Genomic DNA, 24,753 nt, shown 5'->3' on the forward strand with positions numbered 1-24,753 from the left:
AGCTTGGAGTCTGTGCGATCCCTGTGGGAGCTGGCTTGCCGGCGAACCGGGGGCAAAGCCCCCGGCCATGCAGCATCGACCGATCAGTCGAACACGATACCCTGCGCCAGCGGCAGTTCGCGCGAGTAGTTCACGGTGTTGGTCTGGCGACGCATGTAGCCTTTCCAGGCATCCGAACCAGACTCACGGCCACCGCCAGTCTCTTTCTCGCCACCGAACGCACCGCCGATTTCGGCGCCGCTGGTGCCGATGTTGACGTTGGCGATGCCGCAGTCGCTGCCCGAGGCGCTCTGGAAGCGCTCGGCTTCACGGATGTCGGTGGTGAAGATGCACGACGACAGGCCTTGTGGCACTTCGTTGTTCAGGCGCAGGGCCTCTTCGAAGTCGTCGTAGGCCAGCACGTACAGGATCGGGGCGAAGGTTTCGTGGCGCACCACGTCGCTTTGCGCCGGCATTTCGGCAATGGCGGGCGACACGTAGTAGGCGTTCGGGTACTGGTCGGCCAGCTGACGCTCGCCACCAAACACCTGGCCACCTTCGTCGCGGGCTTTGGCCAGCGCGCCCTGCATGGCGTCGAACGACAGCTTGTCGATCAGCGGGCCAACCAGGTTGTCCTTGCGCGGGTCGCCGATGCGCACTTTGCCGTAGGCGGCTTTGACGCGGGCAACCACTTCGTCCTTGATCGAACGGTGCACGATCAGGCGGCGCAGGGTGGTGCAACGCTGGCCGGCGGTGCCGACAGCGGAGAACAGGATGCCGCGCACGGCCAGGTCGAGGTCTGCGCTCGGGGCCAGGATCATGGCGTTGTTGCCGCCCAGTTCGAGGATGCTGCGGCCGAAGCGGGCAGCCACGCGTGGGCCGACTTCGCGACCCATGCGGGTGCTGCCGGTGGCGCTGACCAGCGGTACGCGCGGGTCGTCGACCATGGCTTCGCCGGCTTCACGGCCGCCGATGACCAGTTGTGCCAAGCCAGCCGGGGCATCGCCGAAGGCTTTCAGGGCTTTTTCGAACAGCGCCTGGCAGGCCAGGGCGGTCAGCGGGGTCTTCTCGGACGGCTTCCACACCACCGAGTTACCGGCCACCAGGGCCAGGGCGGTGTTCCAGGCCCACACGGCAACCGGGAAGTTGAAGGCGCTGATCACGCCGACCACGCCCAGCGGGTGCCAGGTTTCACGCATGTGGTGGCCTGGGCGCTCGGAGGCGATGGTCAGGCCGTACAGTTGGCGCGACAGGCCGACGGCGAAGTCGCAGATGTCGATCATTTCCTGTACTTCGCCCAGGCCTTCCTGGGTGATCTTGCCGGCTTCGATCGAAACCAGCTCGCCGAGGTCGGCCTTGTGCTCACGCAGCACTTCACCGAACAGGCGCACCAGCTCGCCACGGCGCGGGGCTGGCACAGTACGCCAGGTTTCGAAGGCACTCTGGGCCTGATCGATGCGGGCGATGGTCTCGGCTTTGCCGAGCAGTTTCACCGAGGCGATCTGGCTGCCGTCGATCGGCGTGTGAACAGGGTAGTCGCCCTGGGTGTAAGCCTCGGCGGCAACGCCAAGGCGCTCGAGCAATCCAGCAACCATTTGTGCATCTCCTACATCGGTGATGGGGTGGAAAAATGATGTGGATCAGTATTAATCCGATCGCACCGGTGCAACAAACGACCTTTATTCCGCATATCATTCCATCAGGTAATGATTTGAACCGCAGAGACCGCTATGTCCAAACGCCTGGTGCCTTCCATGACCGCCCTGCAGTGCTTTGAAGCTGCAGCCCGCCATTTAAGCTTTACCCGTGCCGCCGAAGAGCTGCACCTGACACAAAGTGCTGTCAGCAAGCAGGTGGCGCAGCTGGAAGATATGCTGCGCCACCACCTGTTCCTGCGCATTCGCCGCCGCTTGCAGCTGACCCCGGCCGGTAGCCTGTACTTGGCCGAGGTCAACAAGATCCTCACCCAGGTGGATATGTCCAGCCGCTACGTGCTCACCTACGGCGAGCAGACCGAGATATTGAAAGTAGCCACTCAACCGAGTTTTGGCGTGCGCTGGTTGATCCCGCACCTCAAGGGCTTTGGCAAACGGCACAGCAATATCCACCTGGATATCCGCAACGAGATGGAGCCGTTCGCCCTGCTGCAGGGTTCGGCGGACGTGGTGTTCTTCTATGGCCAGGGCACCTGGCCGGGGGCTACCTGCGTGGAGCTGTTCCGCGAAGAGGTGGTGCCGGTGTGTGCGCCAGAGCTGCTGGCCGGGCGTACACTGGGCGATGCTGCAGAGCTGGCCGACTTGGTGCTATTGCAGAGCACGTCGCGGCCAGAAGCGTGGCATGAGTGGTTCCTGGAGCAGGACCTGCAGAGCGTCAACGCCTACCACGGGCCGCGCTTCGATACGTTCTATATGGCGTTGAGTGCGGCCCAGGCCGGGTGCGGGGTGGCATTGGTGCCGCGTTACCTGGCAGCGAAGGAGCTGGCCGAGGGTAGCCTGGTGGTGCCGTGGAACCATGCGATGCTCAGTGCCGGGGCGCATTACCTGGCGTATGCCGAGCATGCGGCGGAGGTGCCCAAGGTAAGGGCGTTGGTGGAATGGATTCGCGAGCAGCTATCGGCTTGAGGGCCTCTTCGCGGGTGAACCCGCTCCCACAGGGTACTGCACAAGGCTCAAACCTTGCGCGGTCCCTGTAGGAGCGGCTTTAGCCGCGAAGAGGCCCTGAAGGTCGATCAAAAAAGGAATGACACACTCACTTTTTTTCGCTTGTGAGCCAAGTGCATTCCCAGCTTTCATGTAAGCGTCCGAACCTAACCAGGAAGCTAGCGATGCCCGCCCACGATTTCGTCAGCCCCGACAGCATCCGCGCGCAGTTCTCTGCCGCCATGTCGCTCATGTACAAACAGGAAGTGCCCCTGTACGGCACGCTGCTGGAGCTGGTGAGCGAAATCAACCAGCAGGTCATGGCCCAGCAACCCGAGGTTGCCGAGGCCCTGCGCTGGACCGGCGAAATCGAGCGCCTGGACCAGGAGCGCCACGGCGCCATCCGCGTCGGCACCGCCGAAGAACTGGCCACCATCGCCCGCCTGTTCGCGGTGATGGGCATGCAGCCGGTCGGCTACTACGACCTCAGCTCCGCCGGCGTGCCGGTGCATTCCACCGCCTTCCGCGCGGTGCACGAGCAGTCGCTGCACGTCAGCCCGTTCCGCGTGTTCACCTCGCTGCTGCGCCTGGAGCTGATCGACAACCCGCAACTGCGTGAGCTGGCCCAAAGCATCCTGGCCAAGCGCCAGATCTTTACCGCCCGCGCCCTCGAACTGATCGCCCAGTGCGAACGCGATGGCGGCCTGAACGCCGCAGATGCCGAAGCGTTCGTGCAGGAGGCACTGCACACCTTCCGCTGGCACCATGACGCCACCGTCACGGCCGAGCAGTACCAGCAATTGCACGACCAGCATCGCCTGATTGCCGATGTGGTGGCCTTCAAGGGCCCGCACATCAACCACCTGACCCCGCGCACCCTGGACATCGATGCGATCCAGCTCGGCATGCCGGCCAAGGGCATCCCGCCGAAAGCCGTGGTCGAAGGCCCACCCACCCGCCGCCACCCGATCCTGCTGCGCCAGACCAGCTTCAAGGCCCTGCAGGAAAAGGTCGCGTTCAGCGACCAGCAGGGCAGCGAAGGCAGCCACACCGCGCGCTTTGGCGAGATCGAGCAACGCGGCGCGGCACTGACACCGAAAGGTCGCCAGCTGTACGACAAGCTGCTCGATGCTACCCGCGCCGCCCTGGGTGGTGCACCGGCCGAGGCCAACGCCGAGCGCTACATGGCGCTGCTTGCAGAAACCTTTGCCGAATTCCCGGATGACCTGGCGCAGATGCGTGAGCAGGGCCTGGCGTACTTCCGCTACTTCGCCACCGAGAAAGGCCTGGCTGCGCGGGATCAGGATGGCCGCCCGACTACTCTGGAAGGCCTGATCGAGGCGGGCCATGTGCACTTCGAGGCGCTGGTGTACGAAGACTTCTTGCCAGTGAGTGCGGCGGGGATTTTCCAGTCCAACCTGGGTGACGATGCGCAGGCCGAGTATGGCAGCAATGCCAACCGCGATGCCTTCGAAGCCGCGTTGGGGCTGCAGGTGCAGGATGAGCTGGCGCTGTATGCGCAGAGCGAGCGCCGCTCGCTGCAGGCCTGTGCGCAAGCGTTGAATCTGGGCTCGATGTAAGGCCGTAGATCGCCGGGGCCGCTTTGCGGCCCTATCGCCGGCAAGCCCGCGAAGAGGCCGGCGCAGGCGATCAAAGGGGCGGCAGGATTTCCACATCGGGCAAATCCATAGCCGCCACTTCCTGCTCAAGAAACGCACTCAACCGCCGCAACCGCTCGCCCCCGCGCCGGGTGCGCGGCCATACCAGGTAGTAATCCATGCCGCTGGGCACCGCCGTCGGCCAGGGCAGGCTCAAGCGCTTCTGTGCCACATCCTCGGCCACCATCAGCAAGTCGCCCATGGAAATCCCGTAGCCACGTGCCGCGGCAATCATGCCCAGCTCCAGGGTATCGAACACCTGTCCACCCTTGAGCGATACCTTGTCGCTGAGGCCCATGCGCTCCAGCCATTCGCGCCAGTCGCGCTTGTCTACCGTGGGGTGCAGCAGCTCGATGCTGGCCAGCCTGCACACGTCCCAGGGTTCTTCGTCGAGCAGGTCCGGCGCACCAACCGGGATCAACAACTCCGGGAACAGCTTGCGTACCTCCCAGTCTGGCGGGAACACCCCGTCACTGAGCAATACCGCGCAATCAAACGGTTCCTGGTTGAAGTCCACATGGTCGACGTCCATCCAGGCGCTGGTCAGCTGCACCTCGTTACCCGGCTGCAGGTGGCGAAAGCGGCTCAGGCATGCCAGCAACCAGCGCATGGTCAGGGTCGACGGCGCCTTCATGCGCAGGATGTCATCTTCGCCGCACAAGGTTTCGCAGGCCCGCTCGAACGCCATGAAGCCTTCGCGCACGCCCGGCAGCAGCACCCGCCCCGCTTCGGTCAGTTGCAGGCTGCGGCCACTGCGCACGAACAGGCGACAGGCGAAGTGCTCCTCCAGGGTGCGGATATGCCGGCTGACAGCGCTTTGGGTAATCGACAGTTCTTCGCCAGCACGGGTGAAGGAACTTAGCCGTGCAGCGGCTTCGAATGCGCGCAGGGCATACAGCGGTGGTAGCTGGCGTGACATGAGGCACCTGCAATGTGGGCGTGAGAGGTGAATCACCGAGAAGCATATATGCATGAGTTCAACTCATGCCAACCATCGCTTTTATCCTTTTGTGCAAAGTTGACCGAAGCCTCAGAATCGCGCTTCGTTCATCACCCCAGGAAGAAGGACCGCCCCCATGCATGTCGCGCCCACCACAGAACTCAAGGCTTTGCTGCGCCTGGCCGGGCCGCTGATCGCCTCGCAGTTGGCGCACATGCTGATGGTGCTGACCGACACCCTGATGATGGCCCGCATCAGCCCACAGGCCTTGGCCGGTGGCGGCCTGGGCGCGGCGAGCTACTCGTTCGTGTCGATTTTCTGCCTGGGCGTAATCGCTGCAGTCGGCACCCTGGTGGCGATCCGCAAGGGTGCCAACGATATCGAGGGTGCCACGCGCCTGGCACAGGGCGGCCTGTGGCTGGCCTGGGGCCTGGCGCTGTTTGCCGCGCTGGTGCTGTGGAACCTTGAGCCGGTACTGCTGCTGTTCGGGCAAAAACCCGAGAACGTGGCCTCGGCTGCGCAGTTCCTGACCCTGCTGCCATTGGCCCTGCCCGGCTACCTGACCTTCATGGCCCTGCGCGGCTTCACCAGCGCCCTGGGCCGCTCGACCCCGGTGATGGTCATCAGCCTGGTCGGCACGGTGCTCAACTACCTGTTCAACGTGGCGCTGATCGAGGGCATGTTCGGCCTGCCCAAGCTGGGCCTGATGGGTATCGGCCTGGTCACCGCAGTGGTGTCGATGGGCATGGCAATTGCCTTGGCGCTTTACATCCGCTGGCACCCGGCCTATGCCGCCTACCCGCTGCGCAAGGGCCTGTCGCGCCCGTCGCTGCCGGCCCTGCGTGAGCTGTGGCGGCTGGGCCTGCCGATTGGCGGCACCTACATGGTGGAGGTGGGCCTGTTCGCCTTCGCCGCGCTGTGCATGGGCGTGCTGGGCAGCACCGAACTGGCCGCGCACCAGATTGCCCTGCAGATCGTGTCCACGGCGTTCATGGTGCCGACCGGGCTGTCGTATGCGGTAACCATGCGCGTGGGGTTGTATTACGGCGCTGGCAACCTGCTGGCGGCGCGCAGCGCCGGGCGGGTAGGCATCGGCTTCGGCGGGATGATCATGTTTGCCTTCGCGGCGCTGTTCTTGCTGCTGCCGGATGCGCTGGTGGGGTTGTTCATCGACCGGAATGACCCAGGTTTTACAGCCATCTACCAACTGGCGGTGCAATTGGTGATGGTGGCGGCCTGGTTTGAGTTGTTCGATGGCATGCAGACCATTGCGATGGGCTCTATCCGCGGGCTGAAGGATGCCAAGACTACCTTCCTGATCGGCTTGTGCTGCTACTGGCTGGTGGGGGCGCCGAGTGCCTGGTTGTTCGCGTTCAACCTGGGCGGAGGGGCGGTCGGGATCTGGTGGGGGTTGGCGCTGGGGCTGGCGTGTGCGGCGGTAGCGCTGACCCTTGGCTTTGAATGGCGGATGAAGCGGTTGATGAGGAAGGTTGGTATGCCTGACAGGTCAGCAGTGTCTGTGTAAATGCTGGGGCTGCTTTGCAGCCCTTTCGCGACGCAAGGCCGCTCCTACAGGGACCGCGAAAGGCCCAGGTGCCGCGGTCTCCTGTAGGAGCGGCCTTGTGTCGCGATGGAGGGCGAAGCCCTCCCCTACGATGTCACAGGCTAACCAGCTTCGGCTTGCTGCAATCCAGCAAGAACTCCATCAACTCCCCCACCGGCAGCGGCTTGCTGACCAGGAACCCTTGCACCTGGTCACAACCAAACCCGCGCAACAACGCCAATTGCTCTTCACTCTCCACCCCTTCGGCCACCACCTCGAGGTTGAGGTTGTGCGCCAGGTTGATCATGGCGTGCACCAGCTTGCGGTTCTCCTCGCGCATTTCCATCTCGGCAACAAAGCTGCGGTCCACCTTGAGCAAGGTGATCGGCAGGCTGTTGAGGTGCACGAACGAAGAAAAACCAGTGCCAAAGTCATCGAGTGAAAAGCGCACGCCCAGGCGCCCCAGCGCATCCATGGTCTGGCGCACCAGTTCGTTGCGGCGCATCACTGCCGTTTCGGTCAGTTCGAACTCCAGCCAGCGCGCATCAACCCCGTGCTCGAGGATCAGGCGGCTCAAGGTGGCCAGCAACTGGCTGTCCTGGAACTGGCGGAAGCTCAGGTTGACCGCCATGTGCAGCGGCTCCAGGCCGCGTTCGCACAATGCCTGCATGTCGCGCAGGGCACGGGAAATCACCCAGTAGCCCAGCGGCACAATCAGCCCGCTCTGCTCGGCCAGGGGCACGAACTCGCTCGGTGGTAACAGGCCGCGCTCGGCATGGCGCCAGCGTACCAGCGCCTCCAGGCCGACGATGCGCCCGTCGGCCAGGTTCAGCCGCGGCTGGTAGTGCAGCTCCAGCTCGTCGCGGCGCAGGGCGCGGCGCAGTTCGCTTTCCAGGTCGGCAAGGCTGCGGGCATTGCGATTGATGCGTTCGTTGAAGACATGGAAGGTGCAACCCTGGCTGCCCTTGGCCTGGCGCATGGCAATGTGTGCATGCCACATCAGCGGGTCGGCGCCACTTTGGGCACGGGCATGGGCCAGGCCCAGGCTGCAGCCCAGCAGCAGGCTTTCGCCGTCGATCCAGTAGGGTTCGGCCAGGGCCTCGACGATGCGCTCGGCCATCCATTCGGCACGGTTGGCGTCGCGGCGCGTGTCGATCAACAGGGCAAACTCGTCGCTGCCCAGGCGCGCCAGCTGGTCGCCAGCCTCCAACTGGTTTTGCAGACGCGCCACCACTTGCAGGATCAGGCGGTCGCCACTCTGGTGGCCGAGGGCATCGTTGACGTGGCGGAAGTTGTCCAGGTCGAGGTGCCCCAAGGCAACACCGCGGCCGTCGTTTTCGGCCAGGCGCGCCGTCAGCAAGGCCTGGAAGCCCTGGCGGTTGGCGATGCCGGTCAACGGGTCCTGCTCGGCCAGGCGCTGCAAGGTGGCCACCAGCACGCCACGCTCGCGCACATGGCGCAGCGAGCGGCGCAAGGTGTCGGCATTGAGCTGGTCACGCACCAGCCAGTCGCTGACGGCGCTGGGCGCGGCCTCGGGCTCGTGGTCCAGTAGCAAGATGGTCGGCAACTCGCAACGCCCGGGCGTTGGCTGCAATGCCGGGGTCGCCAGGATCACGGCTTGGCGGTCGTGGCTGAACAGGCTGTCAACCGCTTCCCAGTTCGGTGCGGTCAACAGCACTGCGCTGCCGTCCAGTGCGCGCACGCAGTCGCGCAGCAACACGGTCCATTCCGGCTCATCAGCCAACAGCAGCAAACGCAAAGGTTCGACAGGCGTGGACAAGCGGGCTCCTTAAGGCTTCACGGTGCAACGGGAGAGGTCGGGTATGCTACTGCATTAATGAAAATGATTTTCACTTTTATACATGCAGTGGATGGTGTAGCGTCCCGACGCATTTTGTCGTGCATCCTGCGCGAAACCGCTCTCAGCAGCAAATACGATTTTTGCAGTACCTAGCATTAGTCTGACTAATGATTCATACGCACAAAAGTCTGACTCAGACGTCAGACGGTCGCGCCACAACGGCCCTATGCCTGTTAGAATGCGCGGCTATTTTCTGGCGACCCCCGGTTTCTAGCATGTCCCGACTCAATCCCCGGCAGCAAGAAGCCCGTGACTACGTCGGCGGCCCTCTTTTGGTGCTCGCCGGTGCAGGTTCGGGCAAGACCAGCGTGATCACGCGCAAGATTGCCCACCTCATCCAGAACTGCGGCATCCGTGCCCAGTACATCGTGGCGATGACCTTCACCAACAAGGCCGCACGCGAGATGAAGGAGCGGGTCGGCACCCTGCTGCGTCCGGGGGAAGGCCGTGGCCTGACGGTGTGCACGTTCCACAACCTGGGCCTGAACATCATCCGCAAGGAGCACGAGCGCCTGGGCTACAAGCCGGGCTTCTCGATCTTCGACGAGTCCGACATCAAGGCGTTGCTGTCGGACATCATGCAGAAGGAATACTCCGGCGACGACGGCATCGACGAGATCAAGAACATGATCGGTGCCTGGAAGAACGACCTGATCCTGCCGCCCGAGGCCCTGGAAAAGGCGCGCAACCCGCGCGAGCAGACCGCCGCGATCGTCTACACCCACTACCAGCGCACGCTCAAGGCGTTCAACGCGGTGGACTTCGACGACCTCATCCTGCAGCCGGTCAAGCTGTTCCAGGAGCACCCCGAGGTGCTGGAGCGCTGGCAGAACCGCGTGCGCTACCTGCTGGTGGACGAATACCAGGACACCAACGCCAGCCAGTACCTGCTGGTGAAGATGCTGATCGGCATGCGCAACCAGTTCACCGTGGTGGGCGACGACGACCAGTCGATCTACGCCTGGCGCGGTGCCCGCCCCGAGAACCTGATGCTGCTCAAGGAGGACTACCCCTCCCTGAAGATCGTCATGCTGGAGCAGAACTACCGCTCCACCAGCCGCATCCTGCGCTGCGCCAACGTGCTGATCGCCAACAACCCGCACGCGTTCGAAAAGCAGCTGTGGAGCGAGATGGGCGTGGGCGACGAGATCCGCGTGATCCGCTGCAAGAACGAAGAAGCCGAGGCCGAACGCGTGGCCATGGAAATCCTCACCTTGCACCTGCGCACCAACCGCCCGTACAGCGACTTCGCCATCCTTTACCGCGGCAACTACCAGGCCAAGCTGATCGAACTGAAGCTGCAGCACCACCAGGTGCCGTATCGCCTGTCGGGCGGCAACAGCTTCTTCGGCCGCCAGGAGGTCAAGGACCTGATGGCCTACCTGCGCCTGCTGGTAAACCCGGACGATGACAACGCCTACCTGCGGGTGATCAACGTACCGCGCCGCGAGATCGGCTCCACCACCCTGGAAAAGCTCGGCAACTATTCCACCGAGCGCGGCATCTCGATGTACGCCGCCAGCGAAGAGCTGGGCCTGGGCGAGCACCTGGACGCGCGCTACACCGAGCGTTTGCAGCGCTTCAAGCACTGGCTGGACGGGGTACGCCACAAGGTTGCCCTGGAAGACCCGATTGCCGCGCTGCACGAGATGATCCGCGACATCGACTACGAGAACTGGATCCGCCAGCAGACCGCCAGCGACAAGGCGGCCGAGTTCCGCATCAGCAACGTCTGGTTCCTGGTCGAAGCGCTGAAAAACACCCTCGAGAAGGACGAAGAGGGTGACATGACCATCGAGGACGCCATCGGCAAGCTGGTGCTGCGCGACATGCTCGAGCGCCAGCAGGAAGAAGAAGAGAACGCCGAAGGTGTGCAGATGATGACCCTGCACGCCTCCAAGGGCCTGGAGTTCCCCTACGTGTTCATCATGGGCATGGAAGAGGAAATCCTCCCGCACCGCTCCAGCATCGAGGCCGACACCATCGAAGAGGAACGCCGCCTGGCCTACGTGGGCATTACCCGCGCGCGCCAGACCCTGGCCTTCACCTTCGCCGCCAAGCGCAAGCAGTACGGTGAAATCATCGACTGCACGCCCAGCCGGTTCCTCGACGAACTGCCACCGGACGACCTGGCCTGGGAGGGTCTGGACGATGCGCCGGTCGAGGTGAAAGCCGCACGCGGCAACAACGCCCTGGCCGATATCCGGGCAATGCTCAAACGCTGATCAACCATTACTCTTAAATATTGCCGCCTACAGCGGCCACCTTTGTTACATCGAGGAAATCACAGTGGAAGCACTGCATCAGAAGATTCGCGAAGAAGGCATCGTGCTTTCCGACCAGGTTCTCAAAGTCGACGCGTTTCTCAACCACCAGATCGATCCGGCGCTGATGCAGCTGATCGGTGACGAGTTCGCCCGCCTGTTCGCCGATGCCGGCGTAACCAAGATCGTCACCATCGAAGCCTCGGGCATTGCCCCGGCGGTGATGACTGGCCTGAAACTGGGCGTGCCGGTGATCTTCGCGCGCAAGCACCAGTCGCTGACCCTGACCGAGAACCTGCTGACCGCCTCGGTGTATTCCTTCACCAAGCAGACCGAGAACACCGTGGCCATCTCGCCGCGCCACCTCAACAGCAGCGACCGCGTGCTGGTGATCGACGACTTCCTGGCCAACGGCAAGGCGTCGCAGGCACTGATCTCGATCATCAAGCAGGCCGGCGCCACCGTGGCTGGCCTTGGCATCGTTATCGAGAAGTCGTTCCAGGGCGGCCGTGCCGAACTGGACAGCCAGGGCTACCGCGTTGAATCGCTGGCCCGGGTGAAGTCGCTGGAAGGTGGTGTGGTCAGCTTCATCGAATAAGGCCTCACCGCGAACCCTGTGGGTGCGGGTTCACCCGCTAATACGTTTTCGAATGTGCCATCGCATTCGCGGGTAAACCCGCTCCCACAGGGGGCCAATGCACCCTGGGGGTTATTGGGTTGCCGCCAACCCCGCCAGCAGCAACCGCTGGTACATCTCTTCTTTCAGCCCCTGCGGCTGGTTCAACTGCATCCGCACCAGATGCCGCTCATACTCCTCCGGCCCCGGCGCATCCAGCGCTGCCTTGCCCAGCTCCAGCACCTCGCTCAGCTTGAACTTGCTCTTCAACCAGTTCAGCGCCCTCAACAATTCCCGCTCTTCGGCCGTAAAGTCCGTACCCAGCGGATACTCCGGGAACAACCGCGCATGCTGCGCCCTGATCGCCTCCAGGCGTTGCGGGGTGTTGTCGTTGAAGCGCGCTTCCAGCTGAAAGTCCTTGCCCAACTTGCCGGCGCTTTTGGCCTGTTCGATCAGCCCCTGCTGAAACCGCGAATCACACACCGCCAGCAACCGCGCAATCACCTCGCTGTCGGTCTGCCCGCGCAGGTCGGCAATGCCGTACTCGGTCACCACGATATCGCGCAGGTGCCGGGGGATGGTGCAGTGGCCATAAGTCCAGAAAATGTTCGACGTCACCTCCCCGCCCGCCTCGCGCCAGCTGCGCAACAGCAGGATCGAACGCCCGCCCTCCAGCGCATGGCCCTGGGCAACGAAGTTGTATTGCCCGCCCACACCACTAAGCACACGGCCGTCTTCCAGCTGATCGGCCACCCCGGCACCCAGCAGGGTCATGCCGAACGCAGTGTTGATGAAGCGCGCATCGCGGCGCTGGCGGCGTTTCAGCTCTTCCTGCCCATACAGCTCGTTGATGAAGCTGATACGGGTCATGACGAACTGCGCACGCTGTTCCAGCGGCATGTCGCGCAGGCGCTGATAGAACGCCTGCGGGCCGAGGAAGAAGCCGCCATGCAATAGAACGCCCTGTTCATCGGCCGGGCGTCGCAGCAGCCCTGCTTCGGCCAGCACCAGCAGACCATTGACGAACATCTCGCTGCAGCCGTACAGGCCCTGGGCGAAGGGTTCCAGGCCCCCTTCCCGCTCGATCAGCGTTTGCCACGGGGCGACATCCAGCGCGTCGAGCACGGCACGGTAACCGGCGTTATCGCCCTGGCGCGCCAGCAATGCTGCGGCTACCGCATCGCCCATGGCACCAATACCGATCTGCAACGTGCCGCCGTCACGCACCAGGCTGCTGGCGTGCAGGCCGATGCAGTGGTCCTGGATGCCGACCGGCATATTCGGCGTGGAGAACAGCCGGCGTTGCTCGGCCTCATCGAGCAGCAGGTCGAAGGCATCGATGGGCAGCTCGGCGTCGCCCGGCATGTAGGGCAGCTCGGCATGCACCTGCCCGAGCATGAGGATCGTTTCGCCAGCGGCGCGGCGCTTGGCGATCATCGGCAACAGGTCGAGGGTGATGTCGGGGTTGCAGGCCAGGCTCAGGTGCACCGGTTTCTCGGGGGTGGCCGCCACCAGCTGGGCGATCAGGTTCAGGCCCTTGGCGTTGATATCACGTGCGGCGTGGCTGTAGTTGCTGCTGATGTAGTCCTGCTGGGCCGATTCGCTGTGCAACAGGCTGCCCGGCTGCATGAAGAACTGCTCGACGCGAATGTTCGGCGGCAGGCTGTCGTTGCGCAGGTCGGCGAGGTAGGCGAGTTCTTCGTAGTCGGCAAAGACACGTTCGACGAAGGGTTCGAGAAAGCGCCGTTGCAAACCATCACCCAGTGGCGGGCGGCCGAGGGACAGGGCCGTGTAAATGGTCAGCTGCCGCTCAGGGAGTTCGCGTACCCGAGCATAGAGCGCGTTGACGAAAGCGTTGGGCTTGCCCAGGCCAAGCGGCAGGCCCATGTGGATGTGGGCTGGCAGGCGTGCCAGGACTTGCTCGACAGCCTGGTCGATGGAGCAGAGATGCATCGGGGCCTCCTGAGACATCCATGGGTTCAGGGGTTGGACATGGGGTCAAGCGGGTTGGTTACCTGCGCCGGCCTCTTCGCGGCTTTAGCCGCGAAAGGGCCGGCACAGGCAGCACAAAAACAAAGCCCGCCATCAACGGCGGGCTTCACGCAATTCAGCTGTTTCTCACAGCCCGGACATTTTCTTGATCGCCCCTTTCAGGTCGTCATCCGAACAGTCCGCGCAGGTACCTTTCGGCGGCATGGCGTTCAGGCCGGTGATGGCCTTGGCCAGGATGCCGTCGAGGCCGCCCTGGTGGTCGGCGCGTTCTTTCCACGCTGCGGTATCGCCAATTTTCGGCGCGCCGAGCAGGCCGCTGCCATGGCAGGCATTGCAGTGCTTGGCGATGATCTCGTCCGGCGTCTTGGCACCCCCGCCCCCCGCTGCAGCGGCTACTTCCATGCCTTTGCACTCCTGGCCCTGGACGCACACCTGGCCAACCGGCTCCAGGCGTTTGGCGATGTCATCATTGGTCGCAGCGGTTGCGCTCATTGCCCAGAGGGCGAATACGGCTGCTGGTACGGCCAGCATCTTCTTGATTTGGTTCACGCGAACACCCTCATGGTGGCTAATCACGCTCGCGGCCACGAATCGGCGAGCGTTGAAAAGTATAGCGGGAACCCAGAGGCCGTGAAACGACCCTACACAGGAAAGGGGTATTGCCGAATCAATGCACTGCGCTGGATCAAAAGTTTGAAGGCGTCGCCGCGCTGATCAACCGCGCAGGCTGGTCGAACGGGTTGCGAAAGCGGTGCGGGCGGGTGCTTTCAAAGTAGTAGCTGTCGCCTTCTTCGAGGATGAAGATCTCGTTGCCGACCACCAGCTCCAGGCGGCCTTCCAGCAGGATGCCGGTTTCTTCGCCGTCGTGTGTGAGCATTTCGGCACCGGTGTCGGCACCTGGCGGGTAGACCTCGGTGAGAAAGGCGATGGCGCGGTTGGGGTGCGACTTGCCGACCAGCTTCATGGTCACCGCACCGTCCGAGATATCGATCAGCTCGTGGGCTTTGTAGACGATCTGCGCAGGGCTTTCAGCTTCCAGTTCGACCGAAAAAAACTCGACCATGGACATGGGGATGCCGCTCAGCACCTTGCGTAGCGAGCTGATGGAGGGGCTTACGCTGTTTTTCTCGATCATCGAGATGGTGCTGTTGGTCACCCCGGCTCGCTTGGCGAGTTCGCGCTGGGACAGGCCCTTGAGCTTGCGGATGGCTTGCAGTCGTTCGCCGACGTCCAAAGCTGGAGCCTCCTGAAACGGTGGAAAGGGGGGTGGATGTGAACGATATCATGGCAATGCCGTTCAGTATTTACAACACACCGCCCCTCAACCTGTCCGCTTCAGCGTGTCATTCGCCGACGTAGTCCCGTGGTACCCGCTTCAGATTGCAGAAGATCTGGTACGGAATGGTGCCCGCATGCGCAGCCACTTCACTGGCCAGCACCTGCTTGCCCCACAGTTCGACCGGGCTGCCGACGGTGGCTTCCGGCACGTCAGTGAGGTCGATGCACAGCATATCCATCGACACCCGGCCTATCAGCTGGGCGCGCTTGCCGGCCACCAGCACCGGGGTGCCTGTGGGCGCCTGGCGCGGGTAGCCATCGGCATAACCCATGGCGACTACGCCAACACGGGTTGGCCGTGGGCTGACGAACTTGGCGCCATAGCCTACCGGCTCGCCAGCGGGCAGCTCGCGCACACTGATCACCCGCGATTGCAGAGTCATCACCGGTTGCAGGCGTTCGGCCTCGGCCTGGGCCACTTCGAATGGCGTGGCGCCGTACAGCATCAAGCCCGGGCGTACCCAGTCGCTGGGCGCCTGCGGCCAGCCCAGTACGCCGGGCGAGTTACGCAGGCTGCACTCGGCGGCCAGGCCCTGACGGGCGGATTCGAACACAGCGATCTGCTGGGCGGTGGCGTCAGCGTCCAGCTCGTCGGCGCGGGCAAAGTGGGTCATCAGCACGATGCGCGAAACCTTGCCACTGGCCAGCAGGCGCTGGTAGGCCTCGTGGTAATCCTTGGGGTGCAGGCCGACGCGGTGCATGCCGCTGTCGAGCTTGAGCCAGACGGTAAGCGGCTTGTGTACCTGGGTTTTCTCGATGGCTTCCAGCTGCCACAGCGAGTGCACCACGCACCACAAGTCATGCTCGGCGATCAGCGCCAGCTCGCTGGCCTCAAAGAAGCCTTCCAGCAGCAGCACCGGGGCCTTGATACCAGCGGCGCGCAGCTCCAGCGCTTCTTCGATGCAGGCCACGGCAAAGCCGTCGGCTTCGGCCTCCAGGGCCAGGGCACAGCGTACGGCGCCGTGGCCGTAGGCATCTGCCTTGATCACGGCGAGGGCTTTGGCACCGGTCAGTTCACGGGCCAGACGGTAGTTGTGGCGCAGGGCCTGGAGGTCGATCAGGGCGCGGGCGGGACGCATGGCGGCTGCCTTATGGTGGTTCGGGTTGAAATCGGTGTTGGGTTCTTCGCGGGTGAACCCGCTCCCACAGGGGCCGCACAATGCCAAGGATTGTGCGGCCCCTGTGGGAGCGGCTTTAGCCGCGAAGAGGCCGGTACAGGCGAACTTACTGCTGGTGAGCCGGCGCAGTCTGCCCGTGCTTGGCCACTTCAGGGTTGTTGCCATAACGGGAAATGTCCAGGCCTTCGGCACTGATCTGCGGCTTCTTGCGCGCAATCAGGTCGGCCAGCAGGCGACCGGAGCCGCACGCCATGGTCCAGCCCAAGGTACCGTGACCGGTGTTCAGGAACAGGTTGCGGAACGCCGTGGCACCGACGATCGGGGTACCGTCCGGGGTCGCCGGGCGCAGGCCGGTCCAGAAGCTGGCCTGGCTCAGGTCACCGCCGCGAGGATAAAGGTCGTTGACGATCATCTCCAGCGTTTCGCGCCGACGTGGGTTCAGCGACAGGTCAAAACCGGCGATTTCAGCCATGCCGCCAACACGGATGCGGTTGTCGAAACGGGTGATCGCGACTTTGTAGGTCTCGTCGAGAATGGTCGAGGTCGGGGCCATGTCGCCGTTGGTGATCGGCACGGTCAGCGAATAACCTTTCAACGGGTAAACCGGGGCCTTGATGCCCAGCGGCTTGAGCATCTGCGGCGAGTAGCTGCCCAGCGCCAGCACGTAGCGGTCGGCGGTTTCCAGCTTGCCGTCGATCCACACGCCATTGATGCGGTCGCCAGCGAAGTCCAGGCGCTGGATGTCCTGGCCGAAGCGGAATTCCACGCCCAGCTTCAGCGCCATGTCGGCAAGCTTGGTGGTGAACAGCTGGCAGTCGCCAGTCTGGTCGTTAGGCAGGCGCAGGGCGCCAGCCAGGATGTCTTTCACGCCAGCCAGGGCCGGTTCGACGCGGGCAATGCCGTCGCGGTCGAGCAGCTCGTAAGGCACGCCGGACTGTTCGAGCACGGCAATGTCCTTGGCTGCGGCGTCCACCTGAGCCTGGGTACGGAACAGCTGGGTGGTACCCAGGCTGCGGTTTTCGTAGTTGATGCCGGTTTCGGCGCGCAGTTCGTCGAGGCAGTCACGGCTGTACTCGGACAGGCGCACCATGCGCTCCTTGTTCACCGCGTAACGGCTGGCGGTGCAGTTGCGCAGCATCTGTGCCATCCACAGGTACTGGTCGACGTCGCCGGTGAGCTTGATGGCCAGCGGGGCGTGTCGCTCCAGCAGCCACTTGATGGCCTTCAGCGGCACACCTGGGGCAGCCCATGGCGAGGCATAGCCGGGCGAGATTTGGCCAGCGTTGGCAAAGCTGGTTTCCATGGCCACCGCCGGCTGGCGGTCGACCACCGTGACTTCGAAACCTTGCCGGGCCAGGTAGTAGGCACTGGCGGTTCCAATTACGCCGCTACCAAGTACCAGAACTCGCATCGTTTTATCCCTCGCACGCGGCGCGCCGCAAACTTTTATTGAAATGGCATGAATGGGCGCAGTATAGGAATTTGAGGCCAGTGCAATTCACTATATAAAAGCCTATTATTGGCGAGAATTCTCGGCAAAATCGCCTTTCACGGAGGGGCATCCCCTATGAGAACCCAGCACCAGAGCAAGCGTGAACTGGACAAGATCGACCGTAACATCCTGCGTATCCTGCAGAATGACGGGCGTATTTCCTTCACTGAACTGGGCGAGAAAGTTGGGCTTTCCACCACCCCTTGCACCGAGCGGGTTCGCCGCCTGGAGCGCGAGGGCATCATCATGGGCTACAACGCCCGCCTGAACCCGCAGCACCTCAAGGGCAGCCTGCTGGTGTTCGTGGAAATCAGCCTGGACTACAAGTCGGGCGACACCTTCGAGGAGTTCCGCCGCGCGGTACTGAAGCTGCCGCACGTGCTGGAGTGCCACCTGGTTTCCGGTGACTTCGACTACCTGGTGAAGGCGCGTATTTCGGAGATGGCGTCGTACCGCAAGCTGCTTGGCGACATCCTGCTGAAGCTGCCGCACGTGCGCGAATCGAAGAGCTACATCGTGATGGAAGAGGTGAAGGAGAGCCTCTGCCTGCCGATCCCGGACTGAGGCTAGACCAGTACCTGGCGGGTGGTGGCAATGAACTGGTGCACCAGCTGCTCTGCAGCAGGGTCGATCATCGGTTCAGGGCCACGCCCACGCGGGCAGGCCAGGCGCGGGGTAGTGCCGAACAGGCGGCAGATCATCGGCCGCTCTTCGTACACCGTGCAGCCATTGGGGCCCAGGTGCACGCAGTCCAGGCGCTCCAGCGCGGCGTCCTGCTCGGCCTGGGACTTGCGCGGCAGGCGGGCCATTTCTTCCGCCGAGGTGGTGACCGGGCCGCAGCAGTCATGGCAGCCGGGTTCGCACTCGAACGAGGGGATGAGTTCGCGCAGGAAGTGGATCTTGTGGCGGTTGCAGGACATGGCTAGGTACAAATATTGAAAACCAGGCCGGATTATAGGCCCACACGCTCTTTGTAGGAGCGGCCTTGTGTCGCGAAAGGGGTGCGTAGCGCCCCCAGGATTCTAGCTTCACCGCAGGTATTGCCGGGGCCGTGTTAACCAGGTCAAGCGGTTGCCCACCCCAGAGCCCCGGCTTATCCTCCTCCACTAGCCCACCAGCCTCAGGACCGAGCCCATGATCCACAGCGCGCAGCACGCCGCCTCCTATTACGCCGCCAGCAGCGCGCCACACCCTGACCACTCCTTCCTGCAAGGCGAACACAGCGCCGATGTATGCATCGTCGGTGGCGGCTACTCGGGCCTGAACACCGCCATCGAACTGGCCGAACGCGGCTTTTCGGTGATACTGCTGGAAGCACGCAAGCTCGGCTGGGGCGCCAGCGGGCGCAATGGCGGGCAACTGATCCGCGGTGTCGGCCATGGCCTGGAGCAGTTCCTGCCGGTGATTGGCGAGGACGGCGTACGCAGCATGAAGCTGATGGGCCTGGAAGCCGTGCAGATCGTCCGCGAACGCGTCGAAAAGCATGCCATCGCCTGTGACCTGACCTGGGGTTACTGCGACCTGGCTAACAAACCCGCCGAGCTGCTGGGCTTTGCCGAAGACGCCGAGGAACTGCGCAGCCTTGGCTATGCCCATGAGCTGCGCCTGGTCGGCAAGGACGATATCCACAGCGTGGTCGGCGCCGATTGCTATGTGGGCGGGCTGGTCGACATGGGCTCTGGGCACCTGCACCCGCTCAACCTGGCCCTTGGCGAAGCCGCCGTGGCCGCCCGCCTGGGCGTGAAACTGTTCGAGCAATCGGAAGTCACCCGCATCGACTACGGCACAGAAGTGCAGGTGCATACCGCCCAGGGCCGGGTACGCGCCAAGACCTTGGTGCTGTGCTGCAACGCCTATCACAACAACCTCAACCGCGAACTGGGCGGCAAGGTGCTGCCAGCCGGCAGCTACATCATCGCCACCGAGCCGCTGGGTGAGGAACGTGCCCACAAGTTGCTACCGCAGAACATGGCGGTGTGCGACCAGCGCGTGGCGCTGGATTACTACCGCCTCTCCGCCGACCACCGCCTGCTGTTCGGCGGTGCCTGCCATTACTCGGGCCGCGACCCGAAGGACATCGCCGCCTACATGCGGCCGAAGATGCTCAAGGTGTTCCCGGAGCTGGCCGACGTGCGCATCGACTACCAGTGGGGCGGCATGATCGGTATCGGCGCCAACCGCCTGCCACAGGTCGGCCGTCTGGCCAGCCAGCCGAACGTGTATTACGCCCAGGCCTATTCCGGCCACGGGCTCAACGCCACCCACCTGGCCGCGCGCCTGCTGGGCGAGGCCATCAGCGGCCAGGAGAGCGGGCGTTTCGACCTGTTCGCCAAGGTGCCGCACATCACCTTCCCCGGCGGCCAGCACCTGCGCTCGCCGCTGCTGGCGCTGGGGATGCTGTGGCATCGCCTTAAAGAGCTGGTCTGAAAGCAATGCGGTCGATGTAGGAGCGGCCTTGTGTCGCGATAGGGGTGCGAAGCGCCCCCAGGCTTTCAGCTCGCCGCAGAAATCGCTGGGGCCGCTTTGCGGCCCTATCGCGACACAAGGCCGCTCCTACACTGACCGCGCAGCATCTGCCTGATCAGTCTTTCCAGAAGGGTTTGCGCCCCTCGATCCGCGCCTGCTCCCAGCTCAGCCCGACATCGCGCAACTCATCATCAGTCAACTGCAGCAGCGCCCTGCGGGTGTGCCAGCGATGCAGCATCAGCCCCCAACGCCCCAGCCCCGCCGGCGCATTGAAAACCTTGGTCTGCTGCCCGGCGTCCAGTTCTTTGGCCATCAGTTGCAAACGCACATCGCTCATGCCACCCATCACTGCTATCTCCCACTCTGTTGATACCGTGGGGAAAGCATGCGCGTCGCCACTGTCGGCAATACAGATCCAATACAGCCTTATTATTCCCATACAGAATTGGCCGCAGCCCGACTGAATGCTGTATTTTCACCCAAACTGTACCGGTCGCTGTATCCATGCAGCACAGGAGTATGCCGTGACCCTCTACCTGAACCTCGCCGAACTGCTCGGTGCCCGCATCGAGCAGGGCCTGTACCGCCCCGGCCAGCGCCTGCCGTCGGTACGCGCCCTGAGCGTGGAGCATGGGGTCAGCCTGAGCACGGTGCAGCAGGCCTACCGCATGCTGGAAGACAGCGGCATGGTCTCGCCACGGCCCAAGTCCGGCTACTTCGTCAGCGACCACCGCCACCTGCCTGCCCTGCCCGCCATCAGCCGCCCGGCCCAACGCCCGGTGGATATCTCGCAGTGGGAACAGGTGCTGGAGCTGGTGCGCAGCACCCCGCGCAAGGATGTGGTGCAACTCGGCCGCGGCATGCCCGACATCGACAGCCCTACCCTCAAGCCGCTGCTGCGCAGCCTCGCCCAGCTGAGCCGCCGGCAGGACATGCCTGGCCTGTACTACGACAACATCCACGGCAACCTGGCCCTGCGCGAGCAGGTGGCGCGGCTGATGCTCGATTCCGGCTGCCGCCTGGGTCCGGCCGACCTGGTGATCACCACCGGCTGCCATGAAGCGCTGTCGTGCAGCATTCGCGCGGTCTGCGAGCCAGGCGACATCGTCGCGGTCGACTCACCGAGCTTCCACGGCGCCATGCAAACCCTCAAGGGCCTGGGCATGAAGGCGCTGGAAATCCCCACCGACCCGGTCACCGGCATCAGCCTTGAGGCGCTGGAGCTGGCCCTGGAGCAGTGGCCGATCAAGCTGATTCAGATCACCCCCAGCTGCAACAACCCGCTCGGTTACATCATGCCCGAGGCACGCAAGAAGGCCCTGCTGAGCCTGGCCCAGCGCTACGACGTGGCGATTCTGGAAGACGATGTATACGGCGACCTGGCCTATACCTACCCGCGCCCGCGCACCCTGAAGTCGTTCGACGACGATGGCCGCGTGCTGCTCTGTAGTTCGTTCTCCAAGACCCTCGCCCCCGGCTTGCGGGTGGGCTGGGTGGCGCCCGGGCGCTACCTGGAGCGGGTGCTGCACATGAAGTACATCAGCACCGGCAGCACGGCCTGCCAGCCGCAACTGGCCATCGCCGACTTCATCGCTGGCGGGCACTACCAGCCCCATGTGCGGCGCATGCGCAGCCAGTATCAGCGTGGCCGCGACCTGATGAGCGACTGGGTAACCCGCTACTTCCCGGCGGGCACCCGGGTCAGCCGGCCCCAGGGCGGCTTCATGTTGTGGGTGGAATTGCCTGAACATTTCGATACGCTGCGGCTAAATCGCGCTTTACTGGAGCAGGGTGTGCAGGTTGCCGTAGGCAGCATCTTCTCGGCCTCTGGCAAGTTCCGCCACTGCCTGCGCATGAATTTCGCCGCGCGGCCAACGCCGCAGATCGAAGCTGCCGTGCGCAAGGTAGGTGAAACCGCCCTTCGTCTACTGGATGAAGATAGCGCCGACGCGTAACTTTGCGCCGCCCGCCACGGTCCAACCCCTAAAGCCCTTGCTGCACAGGACGATTCACCCTTGAGACTCCAGCGAGCCTTGCCTCTGCTGCTGGTGCTGCTACTTGGCCTTGCCGGCTGTGCCAGCGTCAGTGCGCCCCGCGAAACCAGCCAGGCGCTGCCCGCCAATGAGTCGGCATTCGGCCGCTCGGTGCTGCGCCAGGCCGCGGCCTACGGCGGCCGCTCGGGTTTTCGCCTGCTGCCCAACAGCAACGAGGCGTTCCGCGCCCGCGCCGAATTGATCCGTAACGCCCAGGCCAGCATCGACCTGCAGTACTACATCGTCCACGACGGCCTCAGCACCCGCGCCCTGGTGCACGAGCTGCTGCGCGCTGCCGACCGTGGCGTGCGCGTGCGCATCCTGCTCGACGACACCACCAGCGACGGCCTGGACGTGATCATGGGCACCCTCGATGCCCACCCGAACATCCAGATCCGCGTGTTCAACCCGCTGCACCTGGGCCGCAGCACCGGCGTTACGCGCGCCATGGGCCGGCTGTTCAACCTGTCGCGCCAGCACCGGCGCATGCACAACAAGCTGTTCCTGGTGGACAACAGCATGGCCATCGTCGGTGGGCGCAACCTGGGTGATGAGTACTTCGATGCCGAACCCAACCTCAACTTCACCGATATCGACCTACTAGGCGTCGGCCCGATCGCCGAACAGCTGGGGCATAGCTTCGACCAGTACTGGAACAGCGCCCTGAGCCGGCCGATCACCGACTTCCTCTGGCGTGACCCGGATGCCAACGACCTGCGCGCCAGCCGCCACCGCCTGGAGGTGTCGCTGGCCGAAGCCAGGACCCAGCGCAAAGCCCTGTACGACCGCTTGATGTCCTACCAGTCGCAGCCGCGCCTGGATGTATGGCGCAACGAGCTGATCTGGGCCCACGCCCAGGCGCTGTGGGATGCACCGAGCAAGGTGCTGGCCGACGACGAGCCGGACCCGCATTTGCTGCTGAGCCAGCAACTGGCGCCGGACCTGGCCAGCGTGCATAGCGAGCTGATGCTGACATCGGCTTATTTCGTGCCGGGCGACCCAGGGCTGCTTTACCTGACCGGCCGCGCTGACGCGGGCGTTTCGGTGAAACTGCTGACCAACTCGCTGGAAGCTACCGACGTTCCGGCGGTGCACGGTGGCTATGCGCCCTATCGCCGGGCCCTGCTTGAGCACGGGGTGCAGCTTTACGAACTGCGCCGCCAGCCAGGCGACCCCAGCGCGGGGCACTTGAGTTTCCGTGGCAGCTCGGACTCCAGCCTGCACACCAAGGCGATTGTGTTCGACCGGCGCAAGACCTTCATCGGCTCGTTCAACTTCGACCCGCGCTCGGTGCTGTGGAACACCGAGGTCGGGGTGCTGGTGGATAGCCCGGAGCTGGCCGAATACACTCGTGAACTGGCCCAGCAGGGTATGGCGCCGGCGTTGAGTTACCAGGTGAAGCTGGTGGGGGACAAGCTGGTGTGGGCGACCGAGGACAATGGCCGGCGGCATATGCTGACGTCTGAGCCGGGTGGGGTATGGCGGCGGTTCAATGCCTGGATCAGCAAGGCGGTTGGTTTGGAGAAGATGTTGTAGCGGCAATTTTGGGGCCGCAAAGCAGCCCCAAAATCTTTCAGGCAGAAGCCGGCTCAAAGGCCCCCCGCCGCCGGGTCAATACCACCAACCCAGCAGCCCCTGCCGCCATCAGCAACAGCAACGCATGCCCGCTGATCCACTGGCTCCCCGCCCCCGCCAACAACGGCCCAAGCAGGCAGCCAATGCCCCACAGTTGCGCTACATGGGCATTGGCCCGCACCAGCTCATCATCCCGGTAGCGCTCGCCGATCAACACCAGCGACAAGGTGAACAAGCCCCCCGCGCTAGCGCCGAACAACACCCACAACGGCCAGATCGCCGGCGTGTGCAACAGCAGCGGAATCGCCAGGCTGGACACCAGCAAGGTCACCGCGCAGCCGGTGAACAGGGTGCGGCGCGACATATGGTCGGCCAGCGCGCCAATAGGCAGCTGCAGCACTGCATCACCCACCACCACGGTACTGACCATGAACAGGGCGATTTCGGTGCTGAAGCCCTGTTGCAGGCAGTACACCGGTAGCAAGGTGAGGATCATCGCTTCGAACGAGGCGAACAGGGCGATGGCCCAGGCAATCACCGGCAAGCGCCGGCAGAAGGCGAACAGGTCGCCAAAGGTGACGCTGCAGGCTTCGGTGCTCGGCGCACCGCCACGCCCCAACAGCACCAGCGGCGCGAGCAGCAACAGGCCGGTCGCGGCCCAGAAGCCGAAGTCGTCATCGGAACCGAGAAAGCCCAGCACCAGCGGCCCGGCCAGCTGGCTCAAGGCGTAGCTGCTGCCATACAGCGCCACCAGGCGGCCGCGCCATTGCTCGACCACCAGTTGGTTGATCCAGCTTTCGCCAAGGATGAACACCACGGTCAGGGACATGCCGATCATCAGCCGCAACAGCAGCCACAATGGGTAGCTGGGCAGCAGTGCGACCAGGCCGATCGACAGCGCGCCGCCCCACAGGCACAGGCGCATGGCCGAGGGCACACCGACCCAGCCGGCCAGGCGGCTGGCCAGGCTGGCACCGGCCAGCACCCCCAGTGCCGGCATCGCTGCCATCACGCCGATGGCGAAGCTGCCGTAGCCCCAGGCTTCCAGGCGCAGGGACACCAGCGGCATGCTCACGCCGAGCGCCAGGCCGACACTGAGCACCGATGCCAGTACGGCGAAGTAGGTAGCCCAACGCATCCTTGACCTCTTGAATTGTTGGGGCTGCTTTGCAGCCCGATCGCGACACAAGGCCGCTCCTACAGGAAATCGCGGATCCCTGTAGGAGCGGCCTTGTGTCG

The 24,753-nt window shown here is 64.0% G+C and carries 20 protein-coding genes; 9 read left to right on the forward strand and 11 right to left on the reverse strand.

What is annotated here, in order from left to right:
* Nucleotides 1–83: 83 nt before the first annotated feature.
* Nucleotides 84–1,574, reverse strand: coding sequence for an aldehyde dehydrogenase family protein (locus tag ABE456_RS23415; protein ID WP_346646057.1), 1,491 nt, complete (start codon nt 1,572–1,574; stop codon nt 84–86).
* Nucleotides 1,575–1,709: 135 nt separating this feature from the next.
* Between ABE456_RS23415 and ABE456_RS23420 the strand changes: the two genes are divergently transcribed.
* Both ABE456_RS23420 and ABE456_RS23425 read left to right on the forward strand, forming a co-directional pair.
* Nucleotides 1,710–2,600: a LysR family transcriptional regulator gene (locus ABE456_RS23420; protein WP_346646058.1), complete on the forward strand. Its 891-nt coding sequence runs from the start codon at nt 1,710–1,712 to the stop codon at nt 2,598–2,600.
* Nucleotides 2,601–2,803: 203 nt separating this feature from the next.
* On the forward strand, nt 2,804–4,198 hold the full coding sequence (locus ABE456_RS23425) for a VOC family protein (RefSeq protein WP_346646059.1): 1,395 nt from the start codon (nt 2,804–2,806) through the stop codon (nt 4,196–4,198).
* 70 nt (nt 4,199–4,268) lie between these two features.
* Here the strand turns inward: ABE456_RS23425 and ABE456_RS23430 are convergent, their stop codons facing one another.
* Nucleotides 4,269–5,195 carry a LysR substrate-binding domain-containing protein gene (locus tag ABE456_RS23430; protein WP_346646060.1) on the reverse strand — a complete coding sequence of 309 codons (927 nt, stop codon included), beginning with the start codon at nt 5,193–5,195 and terminating at the stop codon, nt 4,269–4,271.
* A gap of 157 nt (nt 5,196–5,352) precedes the next feature.
* Between ABE456_RS23430 and ABE456_RS23435 the strand changes: the two genes are divergently transcribed.
* Complete coding sequence (locus ABE456_RS23435; RefSeq protein WP_346646061.1) at nt 5,353–6,741, forward strand: NorM family multidrug efflux MATE transporter; 1,389 nt, start codon at nt 5,353–5,355, stop codon at nt 6,739–6,741.
* A 133-nt stretch (nt 6,742–6,874) separates the two neighbouring features.
* Here ABE456_RS23435 and ABE456_RS23440 read toward each other — a convergent pair whose 3' ends face one another.
* Nucleotides 6,875–8,539 carry a bifunctional diguanylate cyclase/phosphodiesterase gene (locus tag ABE456_RS23440; protein WP_346646062.1) on the reverse strand — a complete coding sequence of 555 codons (1,665 nt, stop codon included), beginning with the start codon at nt 8,537–8,539 and terminating at the stop codon, nt 6,875–6,877.
* Between the two features lie 296 nt (nt 8,540–8,835).
* On the opposite strand from ABE456_RS23440, the gene rep reads away from it, so the two are divergent.
* Both rep and ABE456_RS23450 read left to right on the forward strand, forming a co-directional pair.
* The gene (gene rep, locus ABE456_RS23445) at nt 8,836–10,845 is read left to right on the forward strand and encodes a DNA helicase Rep (RefSeq protein ID WP_105947259.1); all 2,010 of its coding nucleotides are present in this window, start codon (nt 8,836–8,838) and stop codon (nt 10,843–10,845) included.
* Nucleotides 10,846–10,909: 64 nt separating this feature from the next.
* A complete protein-coding gene (locus ABE456_RS23450) occupies nt 10,910–11,482 on the forward strand; it encodes a xanthine phosphoribosyltransferase (protein ID WP_003253535.1) in 573 nt (190 codons plus the stop codon).
* Between the two features lie 111 nt (nt 11,483–11,593).
* On the opposite strand, the gene ABE456_RS23455 is transcribed toward ABE456_RS23450, so the two are convergent.
* From ABE456_RS23455 to dadA, 5 genes are all read right to left on the reverse strand, one after another.
* Nucleotides 11,594–13,453 carry an acetyl-CoA hydrolase/transferase C-terminal domain-containing protein gene (locus tag ABE456_RS23455; RefSeq protein ID WP_346646063.1) on the reverse strand — a complete coding sequence of 620 codons (1,860 nt, stop codon included), beginning with the start codon at nt 13,451–13,453 and terminating at the stop codon, nt 11,594–11,596.
* A 165-nt stretch (nt 13,454–13,618) separates the two neighbouring features.
* The gene (locus tag ABE456_RS23460) at nt 13,619–14,023 is read right to left on the reverse strand and encodes a c-type cytochrome (RefSeq protein WP_346646072.1); all 405 of its coding nucleotides are present in this window, start codon (nt 14,021–14,023) and stop codon (nt 13,619–13,621) included.
* Nucleotides 14,024–14,177: 154 nt separating this feature from the next.
* Nucleotides 14,178–14,726, reverse strand: coding sequence for a cupin domain-containing protein (locus tag ABE456_RS23465; protein WP_346646064.1), 549 nt, complete (start codon nt 14,724–14,726; stop codon nt 14,178–14,180).
* A gap of 109 nt (nt 14,727–14,835) precedes the next feature.
* Nucleotides 14,836–15,909 carry an alanine racemase gene (gene alr, locus ABE456_RS23470; RefSeq protein ID WP_346646065.1) on the reverse strand — a complete coding sequence of 358 codons (1,074 nt, stop codon included), beginning with the start codon at nt 15,907–15,909 and terminating at the stop codon, nt 14,836–14,838.
* A 145-nt stretch (nt 15,910–16,054) separates the two neighbouring features.
* Complete coding sequence (dadA, locus tag ABE456_RS23475) at nt 16,055–17,359, reverse strand: D-amino acid dehydrogenase (protein ID WP_346646066.1); 1,305 nt, start codon at nt 17,357–17,359, stop codon at nt 16,055–16,057.
* A 156-nt stretch (nt 17,360–17,515) separates the two neighbouring features.
* On the opposite strand from dadA, the gene dadR reads away from it, so the two are divergent.
* Nucleotides 17,516–18,004: a transcriptional regulator DadR gene (gene dadR, locus ABE456_RS23480; protein WP_003258963.1), complete on the forward strand. Its 489-nt coding sequence runs from the start codon at nt 17,516–17,518 to the stop codon at nt 18,002–18,004.
* A gap of 2 nt (nt 18,005–18,006) precedes the next feature.
* On the opposite strand, the gene ABE456_RS23485 is transcribed toward dadR, so the two are convergent.
* Nucleotides 18,007–18,360: a YkgJ family cysteine cluster protein gene (locus ABE456_RS23485; protein ID WP_110743404.1), complete on the reverse strand. Its 354-nt coding sequence runs from the start codon at nt 18,358–18,360 to the stop codon at nt 18,007–18,009.
* Between the two features lie 214 nt (nt 18,361–18,574).
* Between ABE456_RS23485 and ABE456_RS23490 the strand changes: the two genes are divergently transcribed.
* Nucleotides 18,575–19,867 carry an FAD-binding oxidoreductase gene (locus tag ABE456_RS23490; protein WP_346646067.1) on the forward strand — a complete coding sequence of 431 codons (1,293 nt, stop codon included), beginning with the start codon at nt 18,575–18,577 and terminating at the stop codon, nt 19,865–19,867.
* 154 nt (nt 19,868–20,021) lie between these two features.
* Here the strand turns inward: ABE456_RS23490 and ABE456_RS23495 are convergent, their stop codons facing one another.
* A complete protein-coding gene (locus tag ABE456_RS23495) occupies nt 20,022–20,252 on the reverse strand; it encodes a DUF1127 domain-containing protein (RefSeq protein WP_346646068.1) in 231 nt (76 codons plus the stop codon).
* A 178-nt stretch (nt 20,253–20,430) separates the two neighbouring features.
* Here ABE456_RS23495 and ABE456_RS23500 point away from each other — a divergent pair, with 178 nt between their 5' ends.
* Entirely contained in the window at nt 20,431–21,861 is a 1,431-nt protein-coding gene (locus ABE456_RS23500) for a PLP-dependent aminotransferase family protein (RefSeq protein WP_346646069.1), read from the forward strand.
* A gap of 60 nt (nt 21,862–21,921) precedes the next feature.
* Complete coding sequence (locus ABE456_RS23505; RefSeq protein ID WP_346646070.1) at nt 21,922–23,475, forward strand: phospholipase D family protein; 1,554 nt, start codon at nt 21,922–21,924, stop codon at nt 23,473–23,475.
* A 37-nt stretch (nt 23,476–23,512) separates the two neighbouring features.
* On the opposite strand, the gene ABE456_RS23510 is transcribed toward ABE456_RS23505, so the two are convergent.
* A complete protein-coding gene (locus ABE456_RS23510; RefSeq protein WP_346646071.1) occupies nt 23,513–24,652 on the reverse strand; it encodes an MFS transporter in 1,140 nt (379 codons plus the stop codon).
* Nucleotides 24,653–24,753 lie beyond the last annotated feature (101 nt).

It is taken from the genome of Pseudomonas sp. TWI929 (assembly GCF_039673335.1).
GTDB lineage: Bacteria > Pseudomonadota > Gammaproteobacteria > Pseudomonadales > Pseudomonadaceae > Aquipseudomonas.